General features: G+C 61.6%; 16 protein-coding genes and 1 tRNA gene. 6 read left to right on the top strand and 11 right to left on the bottom strand.

Going from position 1 to position 17073, the window contains the following annotated elements; genetic code table 11:
* Nucleotides 1-130: 130 nt before the first annotated feature.
* The 6 genes from ACTAQJ_RS01940 to ACTAQJ_RS01915 form a co-directional block, all read right to left on the bottom strand.
* On the bottom strand, nt 131-925 hold the full coding sequence (locus ACTAQJ_RS01940; protein WP_431115508.1) for an IclR family transcriptional regulator: 795 nt from the start codon (nt 923-925) through the stop codon (nt 131-133).
* Nucleotides 926-1173: 248 nt separating this feature from the next.
* Nucleotides 1174-1464 (bottom strand): hypothetical protein, encoded by a 291-nt coding sequence (locus tag ACTAQJ_RS01935; RefSeq protein WP_477516305.1) that lies wholly within the window; start codon nt 1462-1464, stop codon nt 1174-1176.
* A gap of 106 nt (nt 1465-1570) precedes the next feature.
* A tRNA-Val gene (locus ACTAQJ_RS01930) sits at nt 1571-1646 on the bottom strand.
* 55 nt (nt 1647-1701) lie between these two features.
* Nucleotides 1702-2631, bottom strand: a complete 930-nt coding sequence (locus ACTAQJ_RS01925; RefSeq protein WP_498700338.1) for an NAD-dependent protein deacetylase — start codon at nt 2629-2631, stop codon at nt 1702-1704.
* A 23-nt stretch (nt 2632-2654) separates the two neighbouring features.
* Complete coding sequence (locus ACTAQJ_RS01920; protein WP_498700336.1) at nt 2655-3158, bottom strand: peroxiredoxin; 504 nt, start codon at nt 3156-3158, stop codon at nt 2655-2657.
* Complete coding sequence (locus ACTAQJ_RS01915) at nt 3155-3574, bottom strand: DUF3052 domain-containing protein (RefSeq protein ID WP_431115512.1); 420 nt, start codon at nt 3572-3574, stop codon at nt 3155-3157. Before ACTAQJ_RS01915 ends, ACTAQJ_RS01920 begins: the two co-directional genes overlap by 4 nt.
* Before the next feature lie 381 nt (nt 3575-3955).
* Here ACTAQJ_RS01915 and aceE point away from each other — a divergent pair, with 381 nt between their 5' ends.
* The 6 genes from aceE to ACTAQJ_RS01885 all read left to right on the top strand — a co-directional run bounded on the left by aceE (nt 3956) and on the right by ACTAQJ_RS01885 (nt 12016).
* The gene (aceE, locus tag ACTAQJ_RS01910; protein WP_498702138.1) at nt 3956-6757 is read left to right on the top strand and encodes a pyruvate dehydrogenase (acetyl-transferring), homodimeric type; all 2802 of its coding nucleotides are present in this window, start codon (nt 3956-3958) and stop codon (nt 6755-6757) included.
* 211 nt (nt 6758-6968) lie between these two features.
* Complete coding sequence (locus ACTAQJ_RS01905) at nt 6969-8213, top strand: PucR family transcriptional regulator (RefSeq protein ID WP_498700335.1); 1245 nt, start codon at nt 6969-6971, stop codon at nt 8211-8213.
* A gap of 88 nt (nt 8214-8301) precedes the next feature.
* Nucleotides 8302-9231: an ACP S-malonyltransferase gene (locus ACTAQJ_RS01900; RefSeq protein WP_431115514.1), complete on the top strand. Its 930-nt coding sequence runs from the start codon at nt 8302-8304 to the stop codon at nt 9229-9231.
* Nucleotides 9228-10289, top strand: a complete 1062-nt coding sequence (locus ACTAQJ_RS01895) for a beta-ketoacyl-ACP synthase III (RefSeq protein WP_498700333.1) — start codon at nt 9228-9230, stop codon at nt 10287-10289. The genes ACTAQJ_RS01900 and ACTAQJ_RS01895 overlap by 4 nt, the downstream gene beginning before the upstream one ends.
* Before the next feature lie 114 nt (nt 10290-10403).
* The gene (locus ACTAQJ_RS01890; protein ID WP_011692310.1) at nt 10404-10649 is read left to right on the top strand and encodes an acyl carrier protein; all 246 of its coding nucleotides are present in this window, start codon (nt 10404-10406) and stop codon (nt 10647-10649) included.
* A 131-nt stretch (nt 10650-10780) separates the two neighbouring features.
* Entirely contained in the window at nt 10781-12016 is a 1236-nt protein-coding gene (locus ACTAQJ_RS01885) for a beta-ketoacyl-[acyl-carrier-protein] synthase family protein (RefSeq protein WP_431115517.1), read from the top strand.
* A gap of 106 nt (nt 12017-12122) precedes the next feature.
* Here the strand turns inward: ACTAQJ_RS01885 and ACTAQJ_RS01880 are convergent, their stop codons facing one another.
* The 5 genes from ACTAQJ_RS01880 to ACTAQJ_RS01860 form a co-directional block, all read right to left on the bottom strand.
* Nucleotides 12123-12626 (bottom strand): DUF3145 domain-containing protein, encoded by a 504-nt coding sequence (locus ACTAQJ_RS01880; protein ID WP_216923837.1) that lies wholly within the window; start codon nt 12624-12626, stop codon nt 12123-12125.
* Nucleotides 12627-12858: 232 nt separating this feature from the next.
* Entirely contained in the window at nt 12859-13785 is a 927-nt protein-coding gene (locus tag ACTAQJ_RS01875; RefSeq protein ID WP_431115518.1) for a tyrosine recombinase XerC, read from the bottom strand.
* Nucleotides 13786-13849: 64 nt separating this feature from the next.
* On the bottom strand, nt 13850-15097 hold the full coding sequence (dprA, locus tag ACTAQJ_RS01870) for a DNA-processing protein DprA (RefSeq protein WP_498700329.1): 1248 nt from the start codon (nt 15095-15097) through the stop codon (nt 13850-13852).
* Nucleotides 15094-16635, bottom strand: coding sequence for a YifB family Mg chelatase-like AAA ATPase (locus tag ACTAQJ_RS01865; RefSeq protein WP_498700327.1), 1542 nt, complete (start codon nt 16633-16635; stop codon nt 15094-15096). Before ACTAQJ_RS01865 ends, dprA begins: the two co-directional genes overlap by 4 nt.
* Nucleotides 16635-17000: a YraN family protein gene (locus ACTAQJ_RS01860; protein ID WP_477515165.1), complete on the bottom strand. Its 366-nt coding sequence runs from the start codon at nt 16998-17000 to the stop codon at nt 16635-16637. The genes ACTAQJ_RS01865 and ACTAQJ_RS01860 overlap by 1 nt, the downstream gene beginning before the upstream one ends.
* Nucleotides 17001-17073: the final 73 nt, after the last annotated feature.

The following is a 17073-nucleotide window of genomic DNA, read 5'->3' as shown; positions in this document are numbered from 1 at the left end:
GGCCCGGCGAGATAGCGATGGCATCACCGCCAAGATCACTATGGTGAACAGAGTACAGCTTGTTGAACGCAGCGCCAAGATTGAAATCAGATTTATTCAAAACCCGACGATTGTGACGTGCAGCACCGCATCAACCCATCGGATTCCCCAGGGAACGGGCCAGTTCCTTGAGTTCCTTGACCATGAGCGCACCCTGCTCCTCTGAATACGTCGCTTTCAGTGCAGTGACTGAGAGCCCCAGGCTGGGACCATGTGCACCGTGGGTGGGCACCGGAACGGCAAGGCACACCACGCCTACGGTGGATTCTTCGTCTTCAAAGGCAAAACCCTGCTTGCGGATCGTGGCGATCTGCGCCTTCAGTTCCTCGGCAGTGCGCAGTGAGTTGGGCGTCATGACCGGAAGTTCCATGCCATCCGGGAACATGGCATCGATGTCGTGATCATGCAATTGCGCCAGGAGCGCCTTTCCTACACTGCAGAGGGAGACCGGCATCTTGTCGCCTATGTTGGAGGTCAGTCGAACTGCAGGATGACCCTCATAGCGGGCAAGGTAAATGACATGGTCCCCGTCCAACATGGCAATGCGGACAGTTTCTCCGGACAGCGTGGGTGCCTGTTCACAGTACTTGTAGAACTCCTGCACTTCGTCCAAACGGCTCAAGTAGGCTGCGCCCAGCTCCACGAGCTTTCGCCCCAAGCCAAAGTCCGCGCCCTGCCTGGTAATAAGCCGCGCTTCTTCCAGTGCCAGCAGCAGATTGGACGTGGACGATTTAGGGATTCCCAACTCCCTGGACAGATCACTCAGGGTGAGGCGGCCCGACGGCGATTCTGCCAATGCTTCCAGAACGGCCGCGGCGCGGGTGACCGCAGGTGCCGGCGATGAGGCGCCCAGTCCTTCGGACCGGGCAGTGCGGGAATCGGCCATGATTCTCCTTCGTCATATCAAACCGGACGTCGTGTCTAACGGCTGTTCATTCAGCTGAACACTACCCATCATAGTGTGATTGCCTGCTGTCCTGCCGGGAGGAATGGGGACTTTATCGACACACAAGGCCTTAAGGAGGGCTTTACTTTCCAAACCGAAAAGTTCGCTGTATATTCATTTTCGAGCTCTCCACCGCGGCATCCCCCAATAGTCGTGGTGGAGAGCTCATCCATTTCCCGGCGCGAATCCTACGCAGCCGCCCGCTCCTCGCCACGCAGGTACCAGCCGCCACCGCTTCCGTCCCGCACGAGTTCCCAGGTTGCCAGGCTGGACATGGCGTTGCTTCCCAGCCGCACCTGGACTTGCAAGACCTCAACATCCACGCGGCCCTGCCCCCGGGGCATTCGCTTGGAGCTCTCCCACCACGGCACCCTCTCGAACCATCGGAATGGCTCTTCGGCAATCTGCCATTCCCGGCCGCCCCGGACCACTGTAGTTGCCGTGCCGCCCCCTGTAGTGCGGATGTATACCTGTTCCATAAGCCAGACATTAGGCGTGGGCACTGACTTTTTTGTCAGGTGCCTTTTTCGGAAAAGGAAAACCCCGCCATCTTCGAACCTTGCGGTCCTGGATGACGGGGTTTCTTGGTGGGTCCTACCGGGATCGAACCGATGACATCCACGGTGTAAACGTGGCGCTCTACCAGCTGAGCTAAAGACCCAAAGTTCAGTATCAGTGCCTTAGCGCTTCAACCAACGAACAATGACTCTACATGATCATTCGGGCGAAACACCAATCGAGTCCTCCGCTACAGGAAGGTCAGGCAAATTCCGCGCGAGATAATCCAGGGCGCCGCTCACTCCCACTTCAAGTTTCAGCGCGGCAAATTCGTCACCTCGCGTGATTCCCCTGTTGATGATGACCACCGGCTTGCTTGCCTTCGCCGCATGGCGCACGAACCTCAACCCACTCATCACCGTGAGCGAGGAGCCGGCAACCAAGAGAGCTTCGCCTGCGTCCACCATGGCATAAGCCCGTTCGACGCGGGTTTTAGGAACATTTTCGCCAAAGTAGACGAAGTCAGGCTTCAGCGTGCCGCCGCAGACAGGACAGACTGCCACCACGAATGACTTGATAAGTTCGGGATCTTCCACGGTGGCGTCAGCGTCGGGTGCCATCTCCACCACACCCGCCTCAAGCGCGGCTGCTACGAACCCCGGATTCAGCTCCTCAAGGATGGCGGCGAGCAGCTTTCTGGAAAAAATGTGTCCGTTCTCAAGGCAAATCACCTGATCGAAGCGCCCATGCAGATCCACAACATTAGTGCTCCCGGCGTCCTCATGGAGTCTGTCGACGTTTTGGGTGATGAGGCCGGTCAGCAGACCTCGCCGTTCCATGAGGGCGACGGCGGCGTGGCCGGTATTTGGATCAGCATGCCGCAGGTGGGACCAGCCGATATGGTTCCGGGCCCAATACCGCCGTCGATTGGCAGCACTGCCGATGAATTCCTGATAGGTCATGGGGCTCCGTGGCGCTGAACCAGGTCCCCGGTAGTCCGGAATACCCGAATCGGTGCTCAGTCCGGCCCCGGTGAGCATGGCCAGGCGCTTGCCGCCAAGGATGTCCAGGGCCTCCTTCAACGCCGCCTCTTCCCCGGCCTCCAAGGTGGCCGCGATAGCCGGCTCCATGCTGGCGAAGCCGGTCATACCAACACCGGGCCGCACTTGGTTCACCCCTGCTGCACACTCAATTCAGAGAGCGCCTGGCGGTAGCCAGCGAGGTCCCTCGCCTGTCCGCGCGGATTGACCACCACGTAACGGATCAATCCTTCGGCATCAATGATGAACGTTCCCCTAAGAGCCATCCCGCTCCGGGGATCAAAGACACCGTAAGCCTGTGCCGCAGCTCCATGTGGCCAGAAATCAGCCAAAAGATCGAACTCGTAGCGTTCCTGCTCCGCGTACGCGCGCAAAGCAAATTTGCTGTCTACGGAGATCGCAAGGACCGTGGCGTTCGAGTCTTCGAAGGCGCCGATATTGTCGCGAATCTCACACAGTTCTCCCGTGCAGATGCCGGAGAAAGCGAACGGATAGAACACCACCACAACGTTGCGACCCCTGAAATCCGACAAACGGACCGGCTCGCCATATTGATTCAGCAGTTCAAAGTCAGGCGCTACCTCTCCGATCCCGGGAACGAGCACGGGGGCCGGCGCTTGCTGGACTTCCGTCACTTGTTCTTCTTCGGCACCAGGCGGGTGGCGCTCCAGTCCTTGGATACCGGGGCAGAAGTGGTCAGGTGCAGCCCCGAGGTGGGCGCCGCGTCCTGGATGTCCGCCGGAGAGACGTAGTTGTCGCGGCCGGATTTGGGGGTAAGAACCCACACCACGCCGCCCTCTTTCAAGGTGGTGAGCGAATCCATCAGAGCATCGACCAGGTCACCATCGCCGTCCCGCCACCAGCAAATAACAGCGTCTACGACGTCATGATCATCTTCATCCAACAGCTCAGAGCCCGTGACATCTTCAATGTCGTCACGCAAGTCGAAATCGACGTCGTCGTCGTAGCCGCGTTCCTGAATCAGATCCCCGTCTTTGAAACCCAATCTTTCCGCCACATTTACCGATGTGGCGGCGTCGGCCTCGCTCACGTTTCCTCCTTTTGAAGTGACTTCCATTACTAACAGCCAACACCCTTTGGGCGTGTGCTTCAAGCCATTGTCCCTGCGATGACGCATATTCCGCACTACCTAGGGTGTTTCGAGGCTGTGACAATCACGTGGCATCCGTCACGGAGAGCACCAAGATGTGACATACAACGCCCCTGAAGCCCCACGGCTACGCATCCCAGCGCTGTCAAAGCTAGAGTGGCCATGAGCGCTTTGGCTGCAGGGCGATCGCCCCGAGGAATTCTACTGGGCAGCCATGCGCTCACAAGACCTGCCCGGCGCATCCGACCGGGCTGTTGAAACCGAGATGTCGCACACGACGCGTTCATGACGGGCAGTTACCCTGCCAGACCTGAGGCGCCGATGCATGCGCCTAAAGGAAGGTTGGACGTGGCTGCAGGAGAAGAGACCTCACACATCCTCAGCGGGTTGACTGCCCAGCTGCCTGATCGTGATCCGGAAGAGACCGCAGAGTGGATTGAGTCCCTTGATGCGTTGATCGCGGAGCAGGGCACGGAGCGTGCCCAGTACATTATGCGTTCGTTGTTGCAGCGTGCCGGTGCCCGGTCGGTGGGTGTGCCGATGGTGACGACCACTGATTATGTGAACACGATCCCGGTGGACCAGGAAGCAGAATTCCCGGGGAACGAGGAGTTCGAGCGCCGGTACCGTGCGTACATGCGCTGGAACGCCGCGGTCATGGTCCACCGCGCGCAGCGGGCCGATATCGGGGTGGGCGGGCATATTTCCACCTATGCCGGCGCGGCGACCCTGTACGAGGTCGGATTCAACCATTTCTTCCGCGGCAAGGACCACCCCTCGGGCGGGGACCAGGTGTTCTTCCAGGGACACGCGTCCCCGGGCATGTACGCCCGGGCGTTCATGGAAGGCCGTCTCTCCGAGGAGGACCTGGACGGGTTCCGTCAGGAAAAGTCCAAGCAGGGCCATGCCCTGTCCTCGTACCCGCACCCGCGCCTGATGCCGGACTTCTGGGAATTCCCCACCGTGTCGATGGGCATCGGTCCGATGAACGCGATCTACCAGGCCCAGTCCAACCGGTACCTGCACAACCGCGGCATCAAGGACACTTCCGAGCAGCAGGTCTGGGCGTTCCTGGGCGACGGGGAAATGGACGAGCCCGAGTCCCGCGGGTTGCTGCAGCTGGCAGCGAACGAGAACCTGGACAACCTGAACTTCGTGATCAACTGCAACCTCCAGCGCCTGGACGGGCCCGTGCGCGGCAACGGCAAAATCATGCAGGAACTGGAGGCGTTCTTCCGCGGTGCGGGCTGGAACGTGATCAAGGTCGTCTGGGGCCGGGAATGGGACACCCTCCTGGAAAACGACACCGACGGGGCGTTGGTGAAAATCATGAACGAAACCCCCGATGGTGACTACCAGACCTACAAGGCCGAGTCCGGCGGGTTCGTCAGGGACCACTTCTTCGGCAAGTCCCCGCAGACCAAGGACATGGTCGCTGACCTGACCGATGAGCAGATCTGGGGCCTCAAACGCGGCGGGCACGATTACCGCAAGGTCTACGCCGCCTATAAGGCAGCGGTGGAGTTCAAGGGCAAACCCACCGTGATCCTGGCCAAAACCGTCAAGGGCTACGGCCTGGGCCCGCACTTCGAGGGCCGCAACGCGACCCACCAGATGAAGAAGCTGACCATGGAAGACCTCAAGGCCTTCCGTGACCACCTGCGCATCCCCATCAGCGATGACCAGCTCGACGCGGACCTCTACCGGCCCCCGTACTACCACCCCGGCATGGACGCCCCCGAAATCAAATACCTGATGGAACGCCGGGCAGAACTCGGCGGGTTCGTCCCCGAACGCCGCCGCACCCACACCCCCGTCACCCTGCCCGAGGCCAAATCCTACGAGGTCGCCAAACGCGGCTCCGGCAAACAACAAGCCGCGACCACCATGGCCTTCGTCAGGCTCCTCAAAGACCTCATGCGGGACAAGAACTTCGGGGCCCGGTTCGTGCCCGTCGTCCCGGACGAATCCCGGACCTTCGGCATGGACGCGTTCTTCCCGACCGCGAAAATCTACAACCCCAAAGGCCAGAACTACCTCTCCGTGGACCGGGACCTCGTCCTTGCCTACAAGGAATCCCCCGCCGGGCAACTGATCCACCCCGGCATCAACGAAGCCGGCGCCGTCGCAGCGTTCACCGCCGCCGGAACCGCGTACGCCACCCACGGCGAACCCCTGGTCCCGATCTACGTGTTCTACTCCATGTTCGGCTTCCAACGCACCGGAGATTCCTTCTGGGCCGCCGCGGACCAAATGACCCGCGGCTTCATCATCGGCGCCACCGCAGGACGAACCACCCTCACCGGCGAAGGACTCCAACACGCCGACGGGCACTCCCCCATCCTGGCCTCCACCAACCCCGCCGTGAAAACCTACGACCCCGCCTACGGCTACGAAATCGGCCACATCATCCGCCACGGCCTCGAAGAAATGTACGGCCCCGACAACGACGGCACCGGCACAGCATCCGATAAAAACGTGATGTACTACCTCACCGTCTACAACGAACCCATCACCCAACCCGCCGAACCCGAAAACCTGGACATCAACGGGCTCCTCAAAGGCATCTACCGCCTCGCGCCCGCCCCGGAAAACACCACCGGAGACACCAGGCCCACCGCGAACATCCTCGCCTCCGGCGTGTCCGTGCCCTGGGCCCTCGAAGCCGCCCGGATCCTCGCCGAGGACTGGGGAGTCGCCGCCGAAGTCTGGTCCGTGACGTCCTGGAACGAACTCCGACGCGACGGACTCGCCGCCGAAGAACACGCCTTCCTCAACCCCGGCCAACCCGCCCGCACCCCGTTCATCACCGAACAACTCGCCGGCACCACCGGACCCGTCATCGCCGTGTCCGACTACATGAAAGCCGTCCCCGACCAAATCCGCCAATTCATCCCCAACGACTTCGCCTCCCTCGGAGCAGACGGCTTCGGCTTCTCCGACACCCGCCAAGCCGCCCGCCGCTACTTCAAAAACGACACCCACTCCATCGTCGCCAAAACCCTCCAACTCCTCGCCGCCAAGGGAGAAGTCGAAGAAGGTGCGCTGGAAAAGGCAATCGATAAGTACCGGCTACTGGATGTGAACGCCGGCACCACCGGCGGAGCAGGCGGCGACGCCTAACAAGCCAGGAACCGAAGGACAACCGGGGCAACAGTCCAGGTTGTACCAACTCAAGCAGTAACCGCGACGGCGGCTTCCATCGGAAGGTGGGGGCCGCCGTCGGGCATTTAACAAAGGCTTTTCACCGCTCACCATGACGTGACCAGCGACAACATAAGTTGTAGCCTTCGCACAAATGGAGCTTGCCTGAGATGCACCGTATGCTCGTTCCATGGCAGAGCCCAGCAAAATCACTACAAAGCGCAAAGCAACAACCCAGGCATTGTCGCCGGAAAAGGCGGAGACCCTGCGGCAGCTCCGTGCAAATGTGGGGCAATTGTCCACCAGCACCATGCGGCAGCTTGAGAAATCGCTGCCTTGGTACGGCCGGCTGAGCTCTGATGAACGCTCTGCTTTGGGGCTCGTGGCCCAAAATGGCATTGCCGCGTTCGTGACCTGGTACGAGCGCCCCAGTTCGCCGTCGTGGATCCTGACCGACGTCTTTGGTAATGCGCCCACTGAACTGACCCGCTCCATCAGCCTGCAGAAGGCCTTGCAGCTGATCCGGATTGTGGTGGAGGTCGTCGAGGACCAAGTTCCTGTGATCGCCCCTGAGTCGGACCAGCCTTCGCTGCGCGAGGCGGTGCTTCGCTACTCCCGGGAAGTGGCTTTCGCGGCCGCGGATGTCTATGCCCGCGCAGCGGAATCACGGGGATCCTGGGACACCCGGCTTGAGGCGTTGATCGTGGACGCAATCCTGCGGGGCGAAAACACGGACGCCCTTCGTTCAAGGATCGCGGCCCTGGGCTGGAAAGCTCAGGAGCGGTTCACCGTCATGGTGGGCAACTCGCCATCGGAGCCCAGCGCCAGCTACGTCAGCGACTTACGGCGAACTGCCGGCCGTTTCGCAGAAGACGCGCTTGTAGGAATCCAGGGTGACCGCCTCATCCTCATCCTCGGCGGGGTCCAGGACCGCGATACGGCGTACATAAAACTCAGTGAATTGTTTGCTCCGGGCCCCGTTGTCTACGGCCCGGAGGCCGGCTCGTTGCTGGAAGCCAGCACTTCGGCCCAGGCCGCCTTCGCTGGCCTTACCGCCGCCCGCGCCTGGCCCTCGGCGCCTCGACCTGTTGCAGCGGACGATCTCCTCCCGGAACGCGTTGTTTCCGGGGATGATGCGGCCCGGCGGTCACTCATCAAGAATATTTACCGCCCGCTGCTGGCAGCCTCAAACGGCTTGGTGGAAACCTTGGGAACCTACCTTGAGTTGGGGCATTCATTGGAGGCCACAGCGCGTGAATTGTTCGTCCATGCCAACACTGTGCGCTACCGTTTGAAGCGTGTCTGCGATGTGACAGGCTGGGATCCGCTCCTCCCAAGGGAAGCTTTCGTACTTCAAACTGCCCTGGTGGTGGGCCGGCTTTCGGCCCAGCCCAAAGCCGCCCCCGAGCGTCACGCATCGCGTTCACAGAACTGAACCGTTGTAGACTTCCTACAAACTGACCCAGTGAGCTTGGTGTACGAAAACACCAGTGGATCACGTGGCAATTTGGAAAGCTGGATACGTGCTTGCAATCGTCTGCCCTGGACAGGGCTCCCAGACCCCTGGATTTTTGGCCCCTTGGCTGGAACTCCCCTCCGTCGAAGGCCAATTGGCCACCCTGAGCGAGATCGCAGGCATCGACCTCAAGGCCCACGGAACCACGTCCGATGAAGAAACCATCAAAGACACCGCGGTAGCCCAACCCCTGATCGTGGCCGCGGGCTTGGTGGCAGCCAAGTCTTTGTTCGACGTCGAACTCAACACACTTCCGGTTGTCCTCGCAGGGCACTCCGTCGGTGAAATCACGGCTTCAGCCCTTGCCGGCGTCCTCACTGAGCAGGAAGCCATGACTTTCGTCCGTGAGCGGGCCAACAGCATGGCTGCTGCAGCGGCGGTTACCCCGACAGGCATGAGTGCAGTCGTCGGTGGCGACCCCGCGGAGGTCCTTGCCGCCATCGAGGCATCGGGCGCCACTCCCGCCAATGTGAACGGAGCCGGCCAGACAGTGGCCGCAGGAACGTTCGAGCAGCTTAAGGCCTTGGCGGACAACCCGCCGGCCAAGGCACGCGTCATTCCCCTGAAGGTCGCCGGCGCCTTCCACACCTCGCACATGGCTCCCGCCGTCAGTGCACTGGAAGCCCTGAAACCTTCCTTGTCCCCGCAGGACCCGACTGTCCCCCTGCTGTCCAACTATGACGGCAAGGAAGTTACGGCAGGCTCTGCCGCCGTCGACAGCATGATTGCGCAGGTCTCCAGGCCCGTCCGGTGGGACCAGTGCATGGAGACCCTCTCGGCCCGCGGAGTTACCGGTGTGATCGAACTGGCTCCCGCCGGCACGCTCGCTGGTTTGGCCAAGCGTGGAATGCCAGGCGTCAAGACAGTTGCTGTCAAAACCCCGGATGATTTGTCCGCGGCCCTGGCACTTTTCGCAGAATTGGAGGGACAAGCGTGAGCACCCCCGTCCTCAAGAAAGCTACGGTCAACGAGAACGCCCGCATCCTGGGCATCGGCGCTTATCGCCCCGATGTCATCGTCACCAACGACGACGTCTGCCAGTGGATCGACTCCTCCGATGAATGGATCCGGCAGCGCACCGGCATCATCACCCGCCACCGCGCGGCCGCTGACGTCAGCGTCATCGACATGGCCGAAGGTGCCGCCCGCGAAGCCATCCAGCAGGCCGGGATCGAACCATCCCAGCTGGGTGCTGTCATCGTGTCCACCGTGACCCACCCGTACGCAACGCCCTCGGCCGCCGCTGCCCTTACGGAGCGTTTGGGCGCGACGCCGGCACCCGCCTTCGACATCTCCGCCGCCTGTGCAGGGTACTGCTACGGAGTGGCCCAGGCAGATGCGCTGGTGCGCTCCGGTTCTGCCGAATATGTTCTGGTGGTTGGCGCCGAGAAACTCTCGGACGTCATCGACAACCACGAACGCACCATCTCGTTCCTGCTCGGCGACGGCGCCGGCGCAGTAGTGGTGGGTCCCTCTGACACTCCCGGCATCGGACCTTCAGTGTGGGGCTCGGATGGCAGCAAGTGGGACGCGATCGGAATGACCCACTCTCTGGAAGACGTCAAGAAGCTGGGTGAATCGGCTCGCCACTCCGACGAAACAGACGACCTCGCAATCATCTCTGCAACACAGGATGTTTGGCCTACGCTGCGTCAGGACGGCCAGACTGTTTTCCGTTGGGCCGTGTGGGAAATGGCGAAGGTGGCCCAGCAAGCTCTCGACGCTGCCGGCATCGAAGCCAGCGACCTCGCCGCTTTTGTTCCCCACCAGGCGAACATGCGCATCATCGATGAGATGGTGAAGAAGCTGAAGCTTCCCGAGACAGTCCTCATTGGCCGCGACATCGCCCAAGCCGGCAATACGTCAGCTGCTTCCATCCCCCTGGCCACGCACCGCCTGCTTCAGGAGAACCCTGAACTCAGCGGTGGGCTGGCATTGCAGATCGGTTTCGGCGCCGGATTGGTGTTTGGCGCCCAGGTTGTCGTTCTGCCATAGACCTGGACTGGCCCCGTGGCCTCCAGCCAACTGAATATGACTTACAAACCCAAACCGTAACCGCGGTTTGCCCCCTTTCCGGCATAGCCGGCACAACAAGAAAAGGAGCCAACAATGGCTAGCAACGAAGAAATCCTGGCCGGCCTGGCTGAAATCGTCAACGAAGAAACGGGCCTGGCTACCGAAGCCGTCGAGCTGGACAAGTCCTTCACCGAGGACCTGGACATCGACTCCATCTCCATGATGACCATCGTCGTGAACGCCGAAGAGAAGTTCGGCGTACGCATCCCGGACGAAGAGGTCAAGAACCTTAAGACCGTCGGCGACGCCGTCAGCTTCATCGCAAACGCCCAGGCCTAAGCCTGGTACCAGCTGTGCCGGGCCAGGATGCTTGATCCTGGCCCGGCACAGCCGCAGTAACGCCCAAAGCTTTTCCTGCCGCCCCTGCAAAAACTGCAGATGGGACGGCTGATCCGACAGAGAGTGATCGCATGGCACGCAAAGTAGTCATAACCGGTCTGGGGGCCACCACTCCCATCGGCGGCGACGTCCCCACAATGTGGCAGAACGCGCTGAAAGGGGTCTCAGGTGCCCGCACGCTCGAAGACGAGTGGGTGGCCAAGTACGACCTCCCCGTCCACTTTGCTGCCCGGTGCTCGACGCCGGCCCTGGAAGTCCTGAGCCGGGTGGAAGCCAAGCGTATGGACCCGTCCACTCAGTTTGGTGTCATCGCTGCCCGGGAGGCATGGGCTGATTCGGGCATCGAGGACATCGACCACGACCGCCTGGCGGTGGCGTTTGCAACGGGCATCGGCGGCGTATGGACGCTCCTTGATGCATGGGACACGCTCAGGGACAAGGGTCCCCGTAGGGTCCTGCCCATGACCGTCCCCATGCTTATGCCCAATGGCGTAGCCGCTGCCGTCAGCCTTGACCTCGGCGCCCGGGCCGGAGCCCACACTCCTGTTTCGGCCTGCGCATCCGGTACTGAGGCCCTGCACCTTGGCTTGGACCTGATCCGCTCAGGCAAGGCAGATGTAGTCATGTGCGGCGGAGCCGAAGCTGCGATTCACCCCATGCCCTTGGCGGCTTTCTCGTCCATGCAGGCACTCTCCCGCCGCAATGACGATCCCCAGCGCGCTTCCCGCCCGTACGACATAGACCGTGACGGCTTTGTCATGGGTGAAGGTGCCGGCGCCCTGGTACTTGAAGCAGAAGAGCACGCGATCGCCCGCGGCGCCCGCATCTATGCTGAGCTTGCCGGAACCTCGGTCACGGCTGACGCGTACCACATCACAGCCCCGGACCCCGAAGGTCTGGGCGCCACCCGTGCACTCAAGGCCGCGATGTTTGACGGCAGGATCCAGGCTGAGGACGTAGTCCATGTCAATGCCCACGCCACCTCCACTCCCGTAGGTGACAGGCCGGAGTACACGGCCCTGCGTGCCGCACTGGGGGCTCACGTGGACAACGTCGCCGTATCTGCCACCAAGTCCCAGATGGGGCACCTCCTGGGCGCCTCCGGGGCTGTAGAGGCTGTCCTCACCGTCCTGGCCGTCTATGAGCGCAAGGCACCTGTCACCATCAACCTCGAGAACCAGGATCCCGAGATCCCCCTCGACGTCGTAACCTCCGCGCGTGACCTGCCTTCGGGCGACATCGTCGCACTGAGCAACTCCTTCGGCTTTGGCGGACACAACGCTGTCATAGCCGTCCGCAACGTCTAAGACCTGCGTTCGCCGGATGCCGTGAGGTGAAGAGAAGCGAAGGGCCCACCATCAGGTGGGCCCTTCGCTGTTGCTATGGGGATGTTTTGGCGGTCAGGAGTTGCTGCTACCCGACTTGATGCAGCCAGCGGACCGGCGCGCCCTCAGCTGCGTGGCGGAAGGGCTCCAGTTCCTCGTCCCAGGCTTCACCCAGGGCCAACGACAGCTCATGGTAAACGGCCGACGGATCTCCGGCTCCTGACTCATAGGCATAGCGGATGCGGTCCTCGCTGACCATGATGTTGCCGTGAACATCCGTGACAGCATGGAAGATTCCCAATTCCGGTGTGTGCGACCAGCGTGCGCCATCCACGCCTTGGCTCGGTTCTTCAGTAACCTCGTACCGCAAATGTGCCCAACCCCGAAGAGCAGACGCCAACTGGGCGCCGGTGCCGGGCGTACCTGTCCAGGACAGTTCGGCACGGAACATTCCGGGCGCAGCTGGCTGAGGGGTCCACTCAAGATCGGTTCGCTTGTCCACGACCGATCCGATGGCCCACTCAACGTGCGGGCACAATGCCGTAGGGGCCGAGTGCACGAACAGGACACCGCGGGTTGTTGCAACAGACATTCCATCCTCCATAGCTGTAGGTACGTCTTCCCCAACGACCTCTGCGACGGATGTTTACTGTTGCTGCCCGGCCCTGTCATTCTTACGGACCCTGCAGGCTATTCAATTAGCTAAGACTCTTTGATTGTGACACGAAACGAACCCTCAACCCTAAATTGAAGGTTCGGCCGTGGTGCTTTCATTTTGCCGTACCCTTCCCTTTTCCGCCAGTGCAACTCTTTGGGCGTCATTTTCAGGCCCGCGGATGTGCCTGCTGGTAGCTCTTCCGAAGCCTGTCCACGGAAACGTGGGTGTATATCTGGGTAGTGGCAAGGCTGCTGTGACCAAGAATTTCCTGCACTGCCCGAAGATCAGCCCCACCATCCAGCAGATGGGTTGCGGCGCTATGCCTCAAGGCGTGGGGCCCCGTTGCAGCGGTATCGCCCAGTTCCTGCAGCAGGACGGCTACAACCGCACGGACCTGGCGTGGGTCAACGCGCTTTCCCCTCACACCCAGGAACAGAGCCGGACCGCTCGTGGCAGTTGCCAGCGCCGGGCGTCCCCGGCGAAGCCAATCGTCGATGGCAAGGGCAGCTGGAACTCCGAAAGGAACGGTACGCTCCTTGTTTCCCTTGCCAATGACGCGGAGGGTCCTTCTATCCGGATTCATGTCATCGATGTCCAGCCCGGCCAGCTCCCCAACGCGCACTCCAGTTGCGTAAAGCAACTCCACCATTGCACGATCCCGGAGTGCCAGAGGACCTCCATCTGCCGCAGCAGCGTCAAGGCTATCCACGACCCTGAGAATTTGCTGCTGCTGGAGCACTCCAGGCAACGATTTCCCCCGTTTAGGAGCTTGCAGGCGAATGGCCGGATCCGTGGCGATGAGTTCCTCCCTCAGAGCCCACTTGGTAAACGACCTGGCCGTGGCGGCACGGCGGGCAAGAGTTGACCGGGCCATCCCGGCTTCACTTTGTGCACCCAGCCATCGGCGGAGCGAACCCAACTCCAATTGATCGAGATCGCGTATTCCCTCCTGGACCGCGAATCCGAGAAGGCTGTACACATCTGCCAGATATGCGCGGACAGTATGTGCCGACCTCGCGCGTTCACCGTGGAGGTAGCGTTCGAAACCCTCCACTGCGCTCTTTAGCGATGCTGGCAATGATTCTGAGTCCACCCTTCCAACTTTGCCAGCAATATGGACCGTCGCTGCGTATCAACATGCTTCGCTGCTCGTCCGCCTAGGCATTCTTGGTGCGCTTCCAGGCTCCCCGTTCAGCGGATGCGAGACCCAGCAGTCCTAATCGGCCCAAGCCCGCACGCACAGAGTCCGGGCTGAGGCCTGCAACCACCGTGAGTTTCTCCACGGAACTTGCCGATCGAAGCGGCAAGGCGTCCAGGAGTATCAGGTCTTCCAAGGACAAGCCATCATGGGGTTCGGCCGGCGAATCCTTCTCGGAGACCATCACCTCCCCGTTCCGGCCGGCCAGTTCAGCAATTTCTCCGACGTCCGTCACACAGATCGCCCCGCCATCCCGGAGCAGCCTATGGCAACCAGCCGAATTCGCACTGTGAATGGATCCGGGAACAGTTGCCACTACCCTCCCTATGCTCTCGGCGTGATGGGCTGTGTTCAGTGCGCCTGAGCGCCATCGTGCTTCCACCACCACCGTGACAGCCGCAAGCGCAGCAATGAGGCGGTTTCGCTGCAGGAATCGGTACCTTGTAGGGGCAGATCCGGGTGGAACCTCGGAAATCACGGCTCCTTGGTTGGCCACAGCACGAAGAAGATCCTCGTTCCCGGAGGGATAGAAGCGGTCCACTCCCCCAGCCATGACTGCAATGGTCGGTACGTTTGCGACCCCACCACGGAGGGCACCACGATGGGCGTGGGCGTCAATGCCATACGCTCCCCCGGAAACAACGCAGTACCCACGTTGGGCCAAACCGTAGGCAAGGTCCCCAGTCACAGATGCTCCATAGCTCGTGCTGTCCCTGGACCCCACCAGCGCGATGGTCTGCCGCGTTGAGGGAAGGGGCTGCTCGTGTCCCCGCCACCACAGGCACAAAGGCTCCTGAAGGCCGAGGTCCGACAACTGCTCAGGCCATAGCTCGTCGCCGGGAACGATCAGGCGGCCACCGAGCCTCTTCATCGTCTCCAGGTCACGGTCCGGCGCGAGGTCCGGTACACGTGGAGCCCATCGTCGTTTGCTGGTCGTGAGCCCCGGCCAGGAAGCCGGGCCTCCGCTTTCGGTCAGTAAGCTGGAAATCTCCTGTTCCAAGCGTGGGCCGGCAGCGAGTTCGCCTGTCGCGATACCCAGCGCGTCAACGGCTCCAACAGCATGAACCAAGGCGAGCCCCACGGAATCCTGTGGTTCCATCAGACGCGACAATGCTGCCCGTGCAAGCCTTTCCTTTTCCTGTTTTCCCAACACGGCTGCGCTTGTGCCGTCCGTTGTCACTTCGTCCTTCGTCACGTTGTCCTTCATGCCGTCGCCGTTGCTTGCCGGAGGCCGAGCGCTTGTCCGATGTGGTCTGCAGTGGGAATTTTGCTATGGTCCAGGTCTGCCAGTGTCCACGCCAAGCGAAGGACGCGGTCGTAGCCTCGGGCAGTGAGAATGCCTCGCTCCAGGGCCGTGTCCAGGATGCGGGTGGTGCCCGGTGCCAGCCTCAGTTCCCCGCGCAGGGTGCGTCCCGGCACTTGGGAATTGGTCTCAATGCCGAACGCCCCCAGGCGCTCGGCCTGCCTCTGCCTCGCAGCCAGCACCCGTCCTGCGACGGCGACCGTCCCCTCTTCAGTACCGGCTTGTCCAAAATCGGCAAGGGAGACGCGTTCCACCTGGAGTTGTATGTCGACGCGATCCAGGAGAGGACCCGATATTCGGCCGAAGTACCGCCTGCGCATTATTGCGGTGCAGGTACAGTCCATCCCCTTGCCCGAGGCTTTGCCGCAGGGGCAAGGATTGGCCGCCAGGACCAGTTGAAACCGAGCGGGGTAAGCTGCTGTCCCTGCCGAACGGTGAATGACCAGTTCGCCGCTCTCCAAGGGCTGCCGGAGGGCATCCAGGACGCGTCGTTCATACTCGGGAGCCTCGTCAAGGAAGAGGACCCCACGGTGTGCCCGCGAGGCAGCACCCGGACGGGGAAGTCCCGAGCCTCCGCCGATGATGGCAGCTGCAGTAGCACTGTGGTGGGGATTCTCGAACGGGGGCCTCCGGAGCAACGTGCCGGTTGATGAACGGACCGCTGCGAGGGAGTGAATGGCGGTAACCTCCATTGCTGCTTTGTCCGCCAGATCCGGCAAGAGCCCCGGCAAACGCTCTGCGAGCATCGTCTTACCGGCACCCGGTGGACCGGTCAGGAGCATATGGTGGCTGCCTGCAGCCGCGACTTCCAGCGCGCGCCGGGCTTCTGATTGCCCGGAAACGTCGGAAAGATCAGGCGCGATGCCAACGGCGTCATCATTCTCATCCCCGGGATCACCCGCGGGCGGGTCGTAATCCAGGGCGAGTTCCTTGGGGTCCGCACCGAAGTCGTAGGCGAGCCGGGCGAGAGTCCGGTATCCCCTGACGTGAGCCCCCGGAACCAACGTTGCCTCGGCAACGTTTGCTTCGGCTACGACGATCTCCGGATACCCCGCCTGGACGGCAGCCATCACTGCCGGGAGGATGCCCCTCACCGGCCGAAGCCGGCCATCCAAACCAAGCTCGGCAATGAAGACTGTTCCATCGATCGAACGAATGTCCTCGGCAGCACGGAGAACAGCCATGGTGATGGCCAAGTCAAAGCCTGAACCACGTTTGGGCAAGGATGCTGGAATGAGATTTGCGGTGATCTTCCTACGGCTCAGAGGAATTCCCGAGTTTTGTGCCGCAGAGCGTATTCGTTCTTTGGCCTCGTTAAGGGCGGCATCGGGTAGTCCCAGGATCACGAATGCCGGGAGCGTCTGGCCAATGTCGGCTTCTACCTCCACGATGTAACCGTTGAGTCCAACCAGGGCAATGCAGTAGCTGCGCCCGACCCCCATCAGCCAACACCCCGCAGGTGTTCCAGTTGGGGATCCCCGATGCCGTCGTGGATGACCGACACCACATCAATACGCTTTCGTGGAGCATTCACTTCATGCTCCCGGCACCACGACGAAGCGAGCCGGTGCAGGCGTGCCAGCTTGGCCGGACCTACTGCCTCAAAGGGATGTCCATAATCCAGGCTGCTGCGGGTCTTTACTTCCGCAACCACCAGGGTGTCACCCTCCAATGCGACGATGTCGATTTCACCATCGGCGCACCGCCAATTGCGATCGACGATCCGCATGCCCTGGTGTTCCAGGAATCCTGCCGCCAACGCCTCGCCGTTACGGCCAAGTATGTCTTTTGCTCTCATGAGCATCACCTCCGCTATCCAGCTTTGACGCTGGCAGCGGCTAGTGACAGACAGCCCTGATGCTATGTGGGTAAACCCGTCA

This window comes from Arthrobacter sp. alpha11c (assembly GCF_054149985.1).
The sequence above is the reverse complement of the archived record's forward strand: the minus strand, read 5'-3'. Positions and strand labels throughout refer to the sequence as shown.